Origin of the sequence: Hydrogenobacter sp. (assembly GCA_041287335.1) — a bacterium.
GTDB lineage: Bacteria > Aquificota > Aquificia > Aquificales > Aquificaceae > Hydrogenobacter.
Window position 1 is genome coordinate 1 of the sequence record JBEULM010000035.1, and the last position, 14,791, is coordinate 14,791.

General features: G+C 40.7%; 13 protein-coding genes. 6 read left to right on the top strand and 7 right to left on the bottom strand.

The features are described from left to right. Positions 1 to 441 precede the first annotated feature (441 nt). Complete coding sequence (locus ABWK04_04910; protein ID MEZ0361226.1) at positions 442 to 927, top strand: SCP2 sterol-binding domain-containing protein; 486 nt, start codon at positions 442 to 444, stop codon at positions 925 to 927. A gap of 1 nt (position 928) precedes the next feature. On the opposite strand, the gene truA is transcribed toward ABWK04_04910, so the two are convergent. Beyond that, complete coding sequence (gene truA, locus ABWK04_04915; protein MEZ0361227.1) at positions 929 to 1,654, bottom strand: tRNA pseudouridine(38-40) synthase TruA; 726 nt, start codon at positions 1,652 to 1,654, stop codon at positions 929 to 931. A 25-nt stretch (positions 1,655 to 1,679) separates the two neighbouring features. Between truA and metG the strand changes: the two genes are divergently transcribed. Then, positions 1,680 to 2,006, top strand: a complete 327-nt coding sequence (metG, locus tag ABWK04_04920) for a methionine--tRNA ligase subunit beta (protein ID MEZ0361228.1) — start codon at positions 1,680 to 1,682, stop codon at positions 2,004 to 2,006. Positions 2,007 to 2,076: 70 nt separating this feature from the next. After that, entirely contained in the window at positions 2,077 to 2,733 is a 657-nt protein-coding gene (locus ABWK04_04925) for an OmpA family protein (GenBank protein ID MEZ0361229.1), read from the top strand. On the opposite strand, the gene ABWK04_04930 is transcribed toward ABWK04_04925, so the two are convergent. Then, complete coding sequence (locus ABWK04_04930; GenBank protein ID MEZ0361230.1) at positions 2,718 to 3,836, bottom strand: aminotransferase class I/II-fold pyridoxal phosphate-dependent enzyme; 1,119 nt, start codon at positions 3,834 to 3,836, stop codon at positions 2,718 to 2,720. The two genes, ABWK04_04925 and ABWK04_04930, sit on opposite strands and share 16 nt — an antisense overlap. Positions 3,837 to 3,858: 22 nt before the next feature. On the opposite strand from ABWK04_04930, the gene ABWK04_04935 reads away from it, so the two are divergent. After that, entirely contained in the window at positions 3,859 to 6,447 is a 2,589-nt protein-coding gene (locus ABWK04_04935; protein MEZ0361231.1) for a POTRA domain-containing protein, read from the top strand. Here ABWK04_04935 and galU read toward each other — a convergent pair. The 3 genes from galU to gltX are packed head-to-tail and all read right to left on the bottom strand — an operon-like array spanning position 6,413 to position 9,818. Further along, positions 6,413 to 7,303: a UTP--glucose-1-phosphate uridylyltransferase GalU gene (gene galU, locus ABWK04_04940; protein ID MEZ0361232.1), complete on the bottom strand. Its 891-nt coding sequence runs from the start codon at positions 7,301 to 7,303 to the stop codon at positions 6,413 to 6,415. The two genes, ABWK04_04935 and galU, sit on opposite strands and share 35 nt — an antisense overlap. A gap of 59 nt (positions 7,304 to 7,362) precedes the next feature. Continuing rightward, positions 7,363 to 8,472: an undecaprenyldiphospho-muramoylpentapeptide beta-N-acetylglucosaminyltransferase gene (murG, locus tag ABWK04_04945; protein MEZ0361233.1), complete on the bottom strand. Its 1,110-nt coding sequence runs from the start codon at positions 8,470 to 8,472 to the stop codon at positions 7,363 to 7,365. Further along, a complete protein-coding gene (gene gltX / locus ABWK04_04950; protein MEZ0361234.1) occupies positions 8,406 to 9,818 on the bottom strand; it encodes a glutamate--tRNA ligase in 1,413 nt (470 codons plus the stop codon). The genes murG and gltX overlap by 67 nt, the downstream gene beginning before the upstream one ends. 22 nt (positions 9,819 to 9,840) lie before the next feature. On the opposite strand from gltX, the gene ABWK04_04955 reads away from it, so the two are divergent. Continuing rightward, positions 9,841 to 11,364, top strand: coding sequence for a sigma 54-interacting transcriptional regulator (locus tag ABWK04_04955; protein MEZ0361235.1), 1,524 nt, complete (start codon positions 9,841 to 9,843; stop codon positions 11,362 to 11,364). Between the two features lie 66 nt (positions 11,365 to 11,430). On the opposite strand, the gene ABWK04_04960 is transcribed toward ABWK04_04955, so the two are convergent. Then, a complete protein-coding gene (locus ABWK04_04960) occupies positions 11,431 to 12,621 on the bottom strand; it encodes a hypothetical protein (GenBank protein ID MEZ0361236.1) in 1,191 nt (396 codons plus the stop codon). A gap of 112 nt (positions 12,622 to 12,733) precedes the next feature. Here ABWK04_04960 and purE point away from each other — a divergent pair, with 112 nt between their 5' ends. After that, on the top strand, positions 12,734 to 13,231 hold the full coding sequence (gene purE / locus ABWK04_04965) for a 5-(carboxyamino)imidazole ribonucleotide mutase (GenBank protein ID MEZ0361237.1): 498 nt from the start codon (positions 12,734 to 12,736) through the stop codon (positions 13,229 to 13,231). On the opposite strand, the gene ABWK04_04970 is transcribed toward purE, so the two are convergent. After that, positions 13,219 to 14,790 (bottom strand): diguanylate cyclase, encoded by a 1,572-nt coding sequence (locus ABWK04_04970; protein ID MEZ0361238.1) that lies wholly within the window; start codon positions 14,788 to 14,790, stop codon positions 13,219 to 13,221. The two genes, purE and ABWK04_04970, sit on opposite strands and share 13 nt — an antisense overlap. Between the last annotated feature and the right edge of the window lies 1 nt (position 14,791).

A 14,791-nucleotide genomic window follows, 5' to 3' on the forward strand; every position in this document is an offset into this window, starting at 1 on the left:
GTGCCTTACTCCTCAGGCACTCATACCGCTCATCAGACAGGTTCTTCAAAAACCTATCCACCTGCCTGACAAGGGCTTTGCCAATGCTGTGTAAATTAGGGCCACTTACCCAGTAAGCACGGCTTACCAGATTTTTCGCTCCATTCACATCAACACTGGCATAATTCAATAGCTTCATTAGCAAACAATATTGACACATTTACCTAAATTTGTCAATAAAAATTGAAACCAGTCCATAAGACTTTTTGCGATCAATTGCATCCATAGGATTTAATATAACACCATATATCAAATGGGGAAGTAAATTACTCAACAAAATAATATTTTTCTAACATCCTTATGTTCTTATATTGAAAGAATTTATCTTTGGATAAGAAAATCTTATTGTGAAGCTCACCTTTGGGGATATATTTTAAGCACAACTAAATTGGGAGGTCAGGTATGAAAGGAACCGTGTTTGTTTTTTTGGGGATCGTGGGAAGTTCTTTTGCGGTACCTGTGTTTATGGATGGGGAGTATGCAAAAGCGCTGTGCGATGTATGGAATAAGACACCACAGCTTGTTGGGGAGCTTGGCAAAAGTGAGAGCTGGATAGCGGTTCCCGAAAGAAGGATCTTCATTTACAGAGAGGATTGTGGTGATACAAAGCAGATCCAACTCACCATAAAAAACGAGCAAGGCAGAGCTGTGTGTGTTTACGGCGGACCTGCCAAAGACAGAAGAGGACCTAACGACTTTCTCATGTATGCTGAGACAAAAAGATGGCTGGAGATGGGCAGAAAAGAGTACGGACCTATGAAGGCTATGATGTTTGGAAGGCTCAAGTTCGAAGGTCCGAAAGGTGTTGCTATGAGAAACATGGGACCCTTTGAAGCCTTTTTGGACATAGTGGACGAGCCTCCTCATGATGCGAGCAAGTGTCCCTGAATTATAGCAGAACCTTCTCTAAGGTTAGACCTTTTGCCTTAGCGGTATAAGGACAATGCCTTTTACGAGAGAGATAAGCCTCTATGCTTTCCATATTTATCTTACCCATACCTAACTGTACCAAGCTTCCAACTATTCTTCTCACCATATACCTCAAAAAACTCCTTGCTCTGAGCCTTATCTCTATAAGATCTTCAGCTTTTGAAAGGCTTATCTCTTCTAATTCTATGATCGTATTTTTGTCCTCATCATCCCTTTTGGTAAAGGCAGAAAAATCTTTCTTTCCAAGGAAGAGTTCGCTCGCCCGTTCCATATCCGAAAAGTTAAGTTTATGCGGTAATCTCCACACAAAAGGCTCTAAAAAGGCATCCCTTGAATGTGAGTTCAAAATTCTGTAAATGTATACCTTGCCTTTGACTGAGTATCTGGCGTTAAATCCTTCCTGTATCCAAATCCTCTTTACGCCTATATCCTCGGGAAGCAAGGAATTGACCGCTTTCAAAAGTCTCTCCGTATCCAAGCTCTTGATCGTATAAAAGTTTGCAACATACTCTTTTGCATGAACACCCGCATCCGTCCTACAGCATCCCGTAATTTTTATATTCTCTCCAAATATCTTTTCAAGACTTTGCTTTAGAACCCCCTGAACGGTCCTGAGGTTTGGTTGTATCTGCCAACCGTGAAAGCGTGTACCAACATAAGATAACAAAAGCACGTAATTGGGCATAAAAGAATTGTAAAATAATAGTGCTATGGAAATTATAGGTATAGAAGACTTTTTAAAGCTGGACATGAGGTTAGCAAAGGTTATATATGCTGAAAGGATAGAAGGCTCTGAAAAGCTTCTGAAGTTAAAAGTTTCCCTCGGTAATGAAGAAAGGACTGTTGTAGCTGGAATAGCCAAGCATTATACTCCGGAGGAAATTATAGGGAAAAAGATACTACTCCTTGCAAACTTAAAACCAAGAAAGATACTGGGTATAGAGTCTCAAGGTATGGTACTTGCACTATCTGATGGTGAGAGGCTTTCTCTTATAGTACCAGATAAGGAGGTGGCAGAAGGGACAAGGGTAAGTTGATATTTCATGAAAAATTCACGTTTTGGGTATATAATATAGGTGGTGGTTAAATTCATAAGGAGGTGACAAAATGAGGAAGTCTCTACTTCTTTCGCTCGCACTCTTAGGAAGCGTAGCTTTTGCAGAGGAAAGTCTTGACCCTTGCGGTAGCCCTAAGGAAGTTTACAGTAAGTATATGCTGGATAAGTGTTACAAAGGATATTTTGATGCCATAATGGAGGCAAAGAAAAAGTCAGAGGAAGCTCTAAATAAGGCTAACGAGGCTTCCAACAAGGCTAACGAAGCTCTTAATAAAGCTAACGATCTCGAGGGAAGGGTCAGCAAGCTTGAAGGCATAGTGGATGATCACGAAAAGAGGATAAAAGCTTTGGAGAGTAAAGAAATTCCAAAAGGAGGATGGCAACTTGAGGAAATAGGAGCAGTTTACTTTGACTTTGACAAATTCAACATCAAAAAATCTCAGGCTAAAAAGCTTGACGATATAGCGAATAAGATACAGTCAGACACCAGGGAGATACTCATTGTTGGTTTTGCGGATACGAGAGGTTCAAGCAAGTATAACTTTAACCTCTCCATGTACAGGGCGCAGATGGTAGCATCTTATCTTGCCAAGAAGGGAGTTGACATAGGAAGAATGAGGATAGCTTCTTACGGTAAGGAAGTAGCCAAGCTTATAAGCCCAAAGTATGCTGAGCAAAGGGTAGTCAGGATTTACTTCATCAAGTAATCCTTTAATCTCCTAAGGCCCTCTTCGAGGGCTTTTTTGTCCTTTGTATAGGAAAATCTTATAAATTTTTTTGTTTTGTAGCTACCAAAATCCGTACCAGGGGTCACAGCTACTTTCGCTTCCCTGAGAAGTCTTTCGCAAAAGGTGAAAGCATCTTCCGAGTATCTTTCTATATTTGCCCAGATGTAAAAGGCACCTTCAGGCTTCACAGGTATATCAAAGATCTGTCTTAGCTCTTCGTAAAGGAAGTCCCTCCTTTTTCTGAATATCTCTCTAACTCTATTAAGGTAAGTATAGTCAAAGGCTCCAAGAGCAGCATACTGGCTGAGGGTCGGTGCAGAAATAAAAACGTTCTGTATTACCTTTTCAGCTTTTTGCAAAAGTTCTTCGGGAAGTATCATCCAGCCGATCCTAAATCCCGGCATGCAAAACCATTTTGAAAAACCGCTTATAACTATCGCTTTATCGGAAAACTCAAGAGCCGTGTGTTCTTCTTGTTCGTAAGCTAGACCGTGATAAATTTCGTCAGATATAAAGTATATTCCCCTATCATCACAGTACCTAATTAGAGAAACAAGAGTATCGGCACTGTAAACGCTACCTGCAGGATTTGAAGGCGAAGATATATGAATGGCTTTATAGTCTTTGTATTCCTTAAGCATATCCACATTTATGGTGTAACTTGTGCTTTCGTCAACAGGTAAAAAGATGGGAGTTATGTCAAGCAAATGAGCAAAGTTTTTGTAACATGGGTAAGAAGGATCGGGAAGAACTATCTTTTCTCCAGCACTCATAATTATAGAGTAGGCAACGAGGAAAGCCCCAGATGTTCCTGTGGTTACAACTACGCGATGGGGTGATATATTAACGCGATACTTGATATAGTAATGCTGTGCTATCTTCTCTCTTAGCTCCCATATACCGAGACTGGGTGTGTAAAAGTACTTTCTATCTTTTATAGCTTTCTCGAGTGCCTCGATAACTGAAGGTGGCGGATCAAGATCGGGTTCACCTATCTCCATATGAATTACATCACCTATAGCCTTTGCTTCCCTGAGTATGTCCATCACTATAAAAGAACTTATCTTGTCTATCCTTTCCATCATCAGAAGGTACAATTATAGTATGCTTTTTCTCCTTTTTGTCTTCCCGTTGATAGCTATAGGGAAAGTCTTCTTGATGTCTAACTATCCCCTTCCTGATAACAACTTGGAAAGCGTCATCAACGAAGAAAATTATCTGGGTATAGTTGAGATAATAAAGCACATAGAAGGTGTGAAGGACGTTTTCACTATGAAAGAGGGAAATAATCTTTACATATACGTTGAGAGGTATCCTATACTCAAGAAAGTTGTGATAAGGGGGAATGTTGCTCTTTGGAGAGACACTATAATGAGTCGCCTTGGACTCTATGAAGGTATGCCTCTCAAAGAGATAAGCAAAGAAAGTATAGAAGAGAGGATCAAAAGAATATACAGGGATGAGGGATTTCTTGATGCTAAGGTAGGCGTTACTCTTGATATCACTGAAGATGGCTATGTTTACCTTTATATAGGCATTGATGAAGGAGATGTTTATTTTACAGGAGGTGGAGTTTACGAAGGCTCAACATTAAAGCGAGAGGAACTGGACAAAGCTCTCGGACTTGTTAAGGGAAGGCTTGCAAAAGAGAGCGAGTTTGAGGACGAGATATTTACACTGCAGGACTTTTACATAAACAAGGGCTTCCTTGACAGCTTTGTCTACTTTAAGGGTATAAAGAAAGAGGAAATGAAGAAACCTTTTTTTAACGTGCTTTTTCCCGTAGATGAAAGGGTAAAGAGAAAACCTCTGAAGGTGGTAGGTTCTCTGGTAGATGGCTTCTCTAACTTTCTTAAACATCCCTTAGGCGTTTTTGAGGCGATCACAGGCAAGGGTCACTTAGCTTATCCCGTCTTCAGTATCATTGAAGGTAACAGATACGAGATAGATTTTGAAGGTGCTAAGCACTTTGATAGGAACTACCTTTTAGAGATTTCTGGACTTAAAGAGAAAGGGGTAGATCCCTTTTCCCTTGAGGAAGCAAAAGAGAATATACAAATAGCTTACAAAAGAATGGGCTTTTTTGATGCTCAAGTGTCTTACAGCACAGGAGCGAATCAAGTTACTTTTCACATTGCGGAAGGTGAGCGCTATAAGGCTGTTGTGGGCGGTAAAGAGTTTCCCTACGATGAGGATCGTATAAAAAGTCTCATAGATGAGCAAGTACAGAGACTGAAAAAAGAAGGTTACACACTTGCGGAAGGCTCTTACTCCCAACATGTGGACATAGAAAGTAAGAAGGTTTATGTGGATATTAGTATAAACAGAGGTAAAAGACAAATACTTAGCAAATTCCTTTACGAGGGTAAAGACAGAGAACTTACCAAGATCTTCAAAGAACACAATGATAAATTGCCTGCGGTGTATAACACCGATCTCATTGAAGCGCTTAACGTTGATATAAAGAATTACTTTTTAAAAAAGGGCTATATGGAGGGAGATTTCAATACGGATGTGTCTATTTCTGAGGATGAAAATAATATTTATTATACTTACAAATACACTATAAAAGAGGGACCAAGATACAAACTCGGACACGATATCTACTACGGATATACGCATACCGCAAGAAGGGAGCTCTCTTATATGACTGTAAGAAACGAGTTTTACTCTGAAAATGATAGCGACAAAACCCTCAACAATATGATAGTGAGCGATATATTCAGCGGTGTGAAAATTGATACTTTCTTAGATAAAGATAAGAAGGAAGTTCACAGACTTATACAGCTTTCCGAAGACAAAAGAGGTATGTACGATCTTTCTTTTGGCTACAACACTCAAGAAAAGTTAGTAATGGACTCCTTTTTAGGTTGGAAAAATCTGTTCGGGATAGGTCTGAACACTGGCTTGAGATACAGAAGGACAGGTAAAAGGGAGCTTTATAGTTTAGATCTTTCCGACAACTTTCTATTTACGAGAAGGTTGTGGTTAAAAACCTCACTTTTTAAGAACTACGAGGAGCACAGAAGCTATACCCTCACATCGAGCGGTTTTACCATCAGTCTTGGATACAGAATAACGGATAACACATCCATAGGTCCTGTAATATCAAGAACTACAAACTCGGCTTTAGGCGAGCTTATAGACGTTTCTAAGTATGGTATTTTCCTCCTCAGGGAATACAAAGATAATATCTTTTCTCCCAAAAGGATACATTACGATAGCGTTAGTTTAACAAGATCTATCGGCGATAGAGAATACACCAAGTTTGAGCTTTCTACCTTTTACCTGATACCTTTACGAAAGGGTATAAACCTGAGCTTCAAGGTAGCGGGTGGATACGTTGGCAGATCGTCACCCATTTTTGAAAGGTTCTTTCTTGGCGGTTTGAGGGATCTGAGAGGTTATGACTTTGAGAGCGTTGGACAGCCTCAAGGTGGCAGATACTACACTTTCGGGAGGATGGAGCTGGAAGTTCCCATAAGAGGATCCTTTGTAGGTATAATTTTTACAGATATGGGAAATGTTGGAGATAAGTTTTCCCAGACTATAAAGAACCCGAAGAAGGATGTTGGTGTGTCATTGGGTATAAAAACACCGGTAGGACCTTTAAGGTTTGATGTTGCGCTCCCCCTTGAAAAGTCAGTTCCAAGGAGGCTCAGACTGTATCTATCTGTGGGATACTACTACTGAGGAGTTGTTTCAGATACAAAATGAGATCCTCTCTCAAATCGTCCCTGTGCAAAGCGAAATCAAGAACTGTCTGTATATAACCTAAGGGTGTTCCAGTATCGTAGACTTTCGCATCTATCTTTATCGCATAAACTGCCTCATCTTCAATGAGAAGTTTGATGGCGTCAGTAAGTTGTATCTCTCCACCCTTTCCCGGAGGTGTAACTTTGAGCTTTTCAAATATTCTCGGAGTGAAAAGATACCTTCCCACTATGGCAAGATTGGAAGGTGCCTCCTTAGGTTTGGGTTTTTCTATGAGGTCATCTATTATGTATATGTCCTTTTCTATATGCCTTCCGTATATGATGCCATACTTAGAAACATCCTTTCTATCTACCTCAAAAACAGCTATAACGCTCTTGCCAAAACGGTTGTACACTTCCATCATCCGCTCAAGTATATTTTTGTTATCCCTGACTATGATGTCACCCAACGCTACCACGAAGGGTTCATAACCTACTACGGGTTCAGCTACAAGCACCGCATGACCAAGTCCAAGCTGTTCCTTCTGCCTTATATATATGGGGTTTATCAGTCTACTTATCTCCATAATGTTCCTGAGAAGATCCGTCTTTCCGCACTGCTCCAAATGCTTTTCCAGATCCGTGTTTATATCAAAATGATGCTCAATGGGTCTTTTGTGCCTTCCAGTAACAAATATAACATTTTCAATATTTGCAGAAAGGCATTCTTCAACTATAAACTGTATAACGGGTTTGTCTATTATTGGGAACATCTCCTTGGGCATAGCCTTAGTTGCAGGCAAAAATCTCGTACCCCATCCTGCTACCGGTAATACCGCCTTTCTTACTACCATTTTCTCACCCCCTACTTTGGTGTAATAATGTTTTAAAGTTAAATCCTTTAGAATTTATATCAAGACAGAATGTGTTTAAGCATCTCCTCACATGCGTTGGGATTGGCAAATCTTTTTATACCTTTTGAGAAACTTTCTCTTTCACTCAAGAGGCGTTCAAGAGCTTTAACAACTTTCTGAGAAGATGCCTCCTTTTGAGTTATGAGGATACCTCCTCCTATCTGCTCTATCTCCTTTGCGTTGTAAAATTGGTGGTTTCTCGCAGAAAAAGGATAGGGTATAAAAAGAGCGGGTATACCAAAAATGGAAAGCTCCGTTATTGTTGATGCTCCTGCTCTGCTCAAGGCTATGTCACAGGATCCATATATAAGATCCATGCGATCACTGAAGGCAAAAACCTTAACCGGCAATTTTTTCTCTTTGTAGTAGCTTTCCATACGCTCTTTATCTTTCTCCCCGGTTATGTGAATGCCTTGAATACCAAGATCCGAAAAGATGCTTAAGGCGAGATCGTTCAAAAAGGTAGCACCTTGACTCCCACCTATCACGAGAAGCACCGGCAGATCTTTATAGAATCCAAAAGATTCCTTCAAGTATTCTTTATCTGGAACGCCTTTTAATAATTCTCTCCTTACGGGAAGTCCTGTCTTTATCACCTTCTCTCCTTTGAAATACTTCCTTGAGTACTCAAAGGTTATAAACACCTTTTTTGAAAACTTACTTAGCAAAGTATTTGTAAGGCTCGGTACAGAATTTTGTTCGTGTAAGTAAAGAGGTTTTCTTTTTGCGGTAAGAGCAAAACCAAGGGGCAGGCTGGCATACCCTCCAAAAACTACACCTGCGTGTATTTCCTTCGCGTTTATCCTCGCACTTTCAAATAGAGCATAATATAGGGCTTTTACCTTTTCAATGAAACCTTGTCCCACAAAAGGCTTAGATTTTAAAAACTTTGCATCACAGGGTATACTGTTCCTAAATCTATACTCTATGCCTCGCTCAGAACCTATAAACTCTACTTCTAAACCTTTTTTTAGCATACACTCAATGAGCGCTATCGCTGGGAAAAAGTGTCCCCCAGTTCCTCCTCCGGATACGAGAAACTTCATGCTATCTTCTGAAGCATCTTCCTTATTCTCATTTCCACTTTTTCCTTTGGTAGCAGATCGCATATTATATCCACACCTACACCCTGAAGCTCTCCAGTGAGAGCTATTCTGAGAGAATGCCATACGTCTTTAGCTTTGACACTTAGCTCCTTTTGTATCTCTCTGGCAATATCTTTCACGCTTTGAGAGTTAAGTTCCCTATCTTTTATCTTTTCTAAGAAGGATGAAAGTATATCGTAGACTTTCACATTTTCAAGCTCGCTCCATGCCTCTGCAGATAGTTCAAAATCGTCAGTAAAGAAAGGTCTCAACCTTTCAACAGCATCCTTTAAAGTTTCAAAAGAATCTCTTGTCCTCTCAAGAACCTTCTTCAAATAATCCCTGTTTGAAACATCATAGCCTGCTTCACTTAGGAAAGGTATTACCTTTTCAAGAAGTTCTTCCAAATCCAATATCTGCCTTATGTAAATGCCATTCATCCATCTTAACTTTTCTTTACTGAAAACCGCAGGGGATGTATTCACATCCTTGAGATCAAAAAGTTCTATAAGTTCATCTTTGGTATATATCTCCCTGCCTTCTTTCGGTGGTGACCATCCAAGAAGACAAAGATAATTAAAAAGCGCTTGGGGTAAGTAGCCCTCTTCCCTGTAATTCTTTACCGAAACTGCACCGTGCCTTTTGGAGAGCTTACTCCTGTCTTCACCAAGTATAACGGGCAGATGGGCAAACTTAGGCACATCAAAGCCAAGAGCTTTGTATATGAGGATCTGCTTGGGCGTGTTGGGGACATGGTCCTCACCTCTTATTACGTGTGTCACCCCCATAAGGGCATCATCAACGACAACTACGAAGTTATAAGTGGGAGTTCCATCGCTTCTGATTATCACGAAGTCTCCAAAATCGTCAGTATTTATAGATATGTGTCCTTTTATGAGATCTTCAAAGACTACATACTCACTGTACGGAACTTTAAAGCGTATAGTGTAAGGTTTCCCGCTTCCCTTTAATTTTTTCACTTCGTCAGCGGATAGAACCCTGCACTTTCCTGAGTATCTGTAAGGTATTCCTTTTTTCTCTGCAAGATCTCTCTCCATGCTCAACTCTTCCGAACTGCAAAAGCACGGATATGCGTGACCCATCTCCACAAGTTTTTCAGCATATTTCCTGTATATGTCAAATCTCTCAGATTGTCTGTAAAACTCATCCCATTCCAAACCGAGCCAAACGAGATCCTCAAGGAGCATTTTTTCATACTCCTTAGTTGATCGCTCCAGATCTGTATCCTCTATTCTGAGTATAAATCTACCTCCATTATGTCGGGCGAAAAGGTAACTAAAGATGGCGGTTCGCGCATTACCCAGATGGAGGTATCCTGTAGGACTCGGGGCAAACCTCGTTACTATCATGTTTTTCATTATAATTTAACCTATGGAAGAAGGGATAAAAAAGCAACTTAGCACACGTGAGATCACCATAATAAACGAAGTTGCGAAGATACTGAGCAAAGGTATGGGTTTTTTGGAGAGTGCGGGAGAGGTACTGAAGATACTCTACTCTTTTTGGGATGTAAAGTACAGTTATATAGCTCTTTACAAAAGAGAACTTAAACTTCTCAAAATAATAAAAGCCTTTGGCTTGAAGGAAGAAGAAATAGAGAAAGGACTTTTTAAAAGGGGAGAGGGTATTATAGGGAAGGTTTACAAAAGCGGTGTGCCTGTAGTTTTATCCGATCTCAGTACCAATTCCTACACCAATAGAACTGGTTTAAGGGATAGATTGGAAGGAGATGAATCCTTTATAGCTGTACCTATAAGGATAGGGGGCGAAATAATAGGTGTACTTGCCCTCTTCAAAAGTTTTGACAGAAGAGAAAGTATAGAAAAGGCTGTTGAGCTTTTGATAATACTGGGTACTATGATAGGCATGCTCTACAAACTGGAAGAAAGAATAAACCTGGAAAGGCAAGAGTGGGAAGAGGAAAAAAAAGCTCTCACACAAGCTTTAGGTAAAAAGTACAGTCTTGAAGGGATAATAGGCAGAAGCGTTGCGGTGAAGAACCTCATAGATCTCATAGAGAAAGTTTCTCAGACGGATATAACCGTCCTTTTAACGGGTGAGAGCGGAACAGGTAAGAGCCTTGTTGCAAAGGCTATACACTTTTTGAGCTATAGAAGAGAAAAACCTTTTGTAACTATAAACTGCTCGGCTATACCGGAAGCTCTCCTTGAGGCTGAGCTTTTTGGTTATGAGAAGGGAGCTTTTACGGGTGCTTATACTTCCAAGAAGGGGAAATTTGAGATAGCCAATGGTGGCACTGTGTTTCTTGATGAGATAGGTGACATGCCTTTATCTCTACAACCTAAGATACTAAGGGTCCTTCAGGAAAAAGAGATAGAAAAGTTGGGAAGCGAAAAGAGTGTCAAAGTTGACGTTAGGATCATATCTGCTACGAACAAGGACTTGCAGGAACTTGTCCAGAAAGGGAGTTTCAGAGAAGACCTTTATTATCGTCTCAGCGTGCTTCCCATACATATACCGCCTTTGAGGGAGAGAAAGGAAGATGTGCCCGTGCTTGTAGATCACTTCTTAAACATTTTCAATCAAAGATACGGCAAAAATGTAAGGATAGATACCAAAGCTCTTGAGCTTATGATGGAGTACCCTTGGTACGGCAACGTGAGGGAACTTGAAAATACCATAGAAAGGCTCGTGATACTTAAGGATGGTATTATAAAGGAAAATGACCTACCTTCCTACTTTTTTGTTGAACTTCGCAAAGACAAACCTAAAAACCTCCCTTCGGTTATAGAAACTACAGAAAGGGAAGAGATAGTAAAAGCTCTTGAAAGGACAGGTTACGTTAAATCAAGAGCTGCCAAACTTCTCGGTTATACACTCAGACAGCTCGACTATAGAATACGAAAATACGGTATAAGTTTGAAAAAATTCTGATTTTTCTTTATAATTATAAAAAAAAAGAGGCAGCCCCGCTGGGGGCAAAAGAGCCTGATGCGCTTTTCAGAATATTACCTGTGCAGCCACGGTTGCGTTTGTTCTGGTTGAGCCTTGGCTGGGATCAACAACATCCGCACCTATCATCACCTTTGCAGCTTGACCGTTCAGGTAATAATTGAACCATACCTGATATCTGTTGAGCTTTATACCGTTTCCGGGATTACCTTCCGGTTTTTGATACTCCCATCTTAAGCCCAATCCGGGTTTTCCTACTCCTACCTTCTGATCATACAAAAGCTGTCCCTCCGCATAAGCTAATTTACACTTTTGGTACTGACTGCAATCGGTGCGATCGGCTGGAACAGCTGATGCAGGCAAGAAGTCCTTTGTTTCTATATAACCTGCACCAACGTTAGGGACTAAGTCACCAAACTTCTTTTCAAACTGAAAATCTACAGTCCACATCTTGGCAGTTTTTGAGTTTGTTGCAGTTTCCCACTTTTGTGCTGTATAACCTGCACCTATGGTGAATATATCCTTCTGACCTAAGTATGTCTCACTAAGCACGTAATCCGTTTCAGGAGAGAATCCCAACATGGTAGGTGAAAACTGAACCCTCACCGTATAGGCTAAATTGTCCTTAACTATGTTTTGACCGTTTACTACGTTACCTTTGTTGTAAAGACCATCAAAGAGTCCAAGTCTGTACTGGAACATACCACCTGCAATGTTTCCCCAAAGAGCGACACCTTTATCCCTGTACACTGGACTTACCGCTATTCCTTGAGCAAAACCTCTGTATATGGGTCCCGTTTCTGTCACATAGGTTGCTTCGTTGGTAAGGTGCAATCTCGTATAAGGGGCTCTGAACTGACCGGCAGTTATTTTAAACTCATCCGCCAAGTTGAAGTTTATAAAGCCGTCAATAAGGCGCATTTCCTTACCCAATGCGTTGTTCTTGTTGTCTACCATACCGGGAGCTATCCATATCAGAGCAAAGTCCACTTTATCGTACGCCTTACCCATGAACCACCACGCCGGATAAACGAGATTTACGTTATAACTCCTTTGTGTGTTAGTAGGGTCGAGCCTCAAATCCGGGGTGATACCTTTGTCTACATACCCACCCCATACCTTGAGCCAGGCTCCCAGGCTCAAAGTGACATCCTCGCTCAATTTGATATCAACCGCACTTGAAACGGATGGAATGACAACAAGGGCACTTAGCAGAATAACTCCTCTTAACTTCCCCATGGCAAACCTCCTTTAGCTTAGTTTAATTGTCAGGTATGATTATATATGTTTTTTGCAAGGTTTCCATTCGGATTTCTTATACGGTCTATAAGAATGGGTTATACTAAACTCTATGGGACCCACCGTTGCCATCATAATGGGAAGCTTGTCTGACTGGGAGTATATGAAAGAAGCGTATAGTATACTTAAAGAGTTTGGCGTTGAGTGTGACGTTAAGGTTGTATCCGCTCACAGGACACCCGATGTGATGTACCAATTTGCCAGAAGTGCAAAGGATGCGGGGGTAGAAGTCATCATAGCTGGAGCAGGTGGTGCAGCACATCTACCGGGTATGACTGCTTCCTTAACTACTTTGCCAGTGATAGGTGTCCCGGTGCCTTCCAAATACCTTTCAGGTGTGGATTCTCTCTATTCCATAGTTCAGATGCCTGCAGGTGTACCTGTCGCAACAGTTGGCATAGGTAACGCTGCAAACGCAGGTCTTTTAGCACTGAGGATCCTTTCAATAAAGTATCCCCATATAGCTCAAAAACTGGAAGATTACAAGAAGGCTCTTGAGGAAAAGGTTGTAAAGATGAATGAAGAACTTAAAAAGGATCATACATTGTAAAAACACCTGTTCTTCCCTTCCCGCTTTGCTCTATAAAGAGCTGTATCTACCCTCCTTAGGATGGTATCCATAGTATCACCTTCCCTATAGGTGGTCGCTCCTAAGGATATGGTTATTTTTATCTTTTCAAAAACTGCGGTTTCTACAAGCTTTCTTAACTTTTCTGCTATAGTTATTGGATTTTTCTCCATGGGAAGTATAAGCAGGAACTCTTCACCTCCGTATCTTCCCAATATATCGGATTTTCTAATGTGCCTTTTTATTAAACTTGCTAACTTTTTCAGTACAGTATCTCCCATCTTGTGTCCATAAGTGTCATTTATGAGCTTAAAGTCATCCACATCAAAAAACACAACGCTAAAGGGAATTTTATACCTTTCGGCTTTTGCGATCTCCTTTTCAAAAAACTCCTCAAGGGCATATCTGTTGTATATTTGCGTCAACTTATCATAAAGGGCAAGTTTTTTAAGCTTTAATTCAGCGACCTTACTCTCTGTTATGTCCATAACCACACCTATGCCTGCAGGGAAGCCTCTGTAAAAAGTTGTTTCAGAACTTATCTGAACCCATCTTACCTTTCCATCCTTTTTCTTGATTCTCACCTCGTATCTTTCAACACCTTTTATACCTACATCTCTTTTGAGGATGACCTCCCTCACTTTCTTTCTATCTTTCGGATAGATCACCTTAAGTATATCATCAAGTTCTAAAAGTTCTTCAATGGAATAGCCAGTTATCTCGGAAAGAGCCTTATTCACATAAAGGAACTTCTTCCCTTGCCTTAAGAATATTCCTACAGGGGAAGCGTCAGACAGGTTTCTAAATATCTCCTCTTTTTCATGCTTTTCCGTGATATCTATAACGTAGCCGTAGTATCCGGTTATGTTTCCTCTTTCATCTTTTATGGGAATTGTGTGATCAAGTACCCACTTGACTTTCCCGTCCTTGGTAACTATTCTGTAATCCTCGTGCGTCCAGGAAGATGCGTGACTCTCAGTGTATGTCTTTACCTCCTTTGAGACCCTATCAATATCATCCTTGTGTATTATATCTGCGTACTTTACCTTCCCCTCTGTAAACTCCTCAGCGCTATATCCCATCAGACCGCTGACGTTGGGAGAAACAAGCTTAACCGGCCAACCCGGACTATTTTCCCAAAGGAAGAACACCATAGGACCGCTGGAAAGGAGAAGCTCGGAGCTAAGCTGACTACTTTCAAGAGCCTTTAATATCTCAGAAAGCTCTACGTGAACTTCTACATAGGTCTTGCTTTCTTTATGGTAGCATGCAATTATGTAAAAGTAGATCTCCTTCCCACTTATTCTGTGTATGTGTACAGTCTGATAGCTCTCAACCCCTCTTTCCTTTATAACCTTTACCGGACAAGGGTGAGTTTGTTCTAAATAGCAAGGTTGCGTAAAACTGTGAGTAACTTCGTAGCACTCACCTTCAACTTCCCCATAAATTTCCTTAGCTTTCCTGTTGAGGAAAACTACCCTGTAGTTTTCGTCTATAACCAAAACAGGTAACGGGATAAGATCAAGGGCAGAATAATCCATA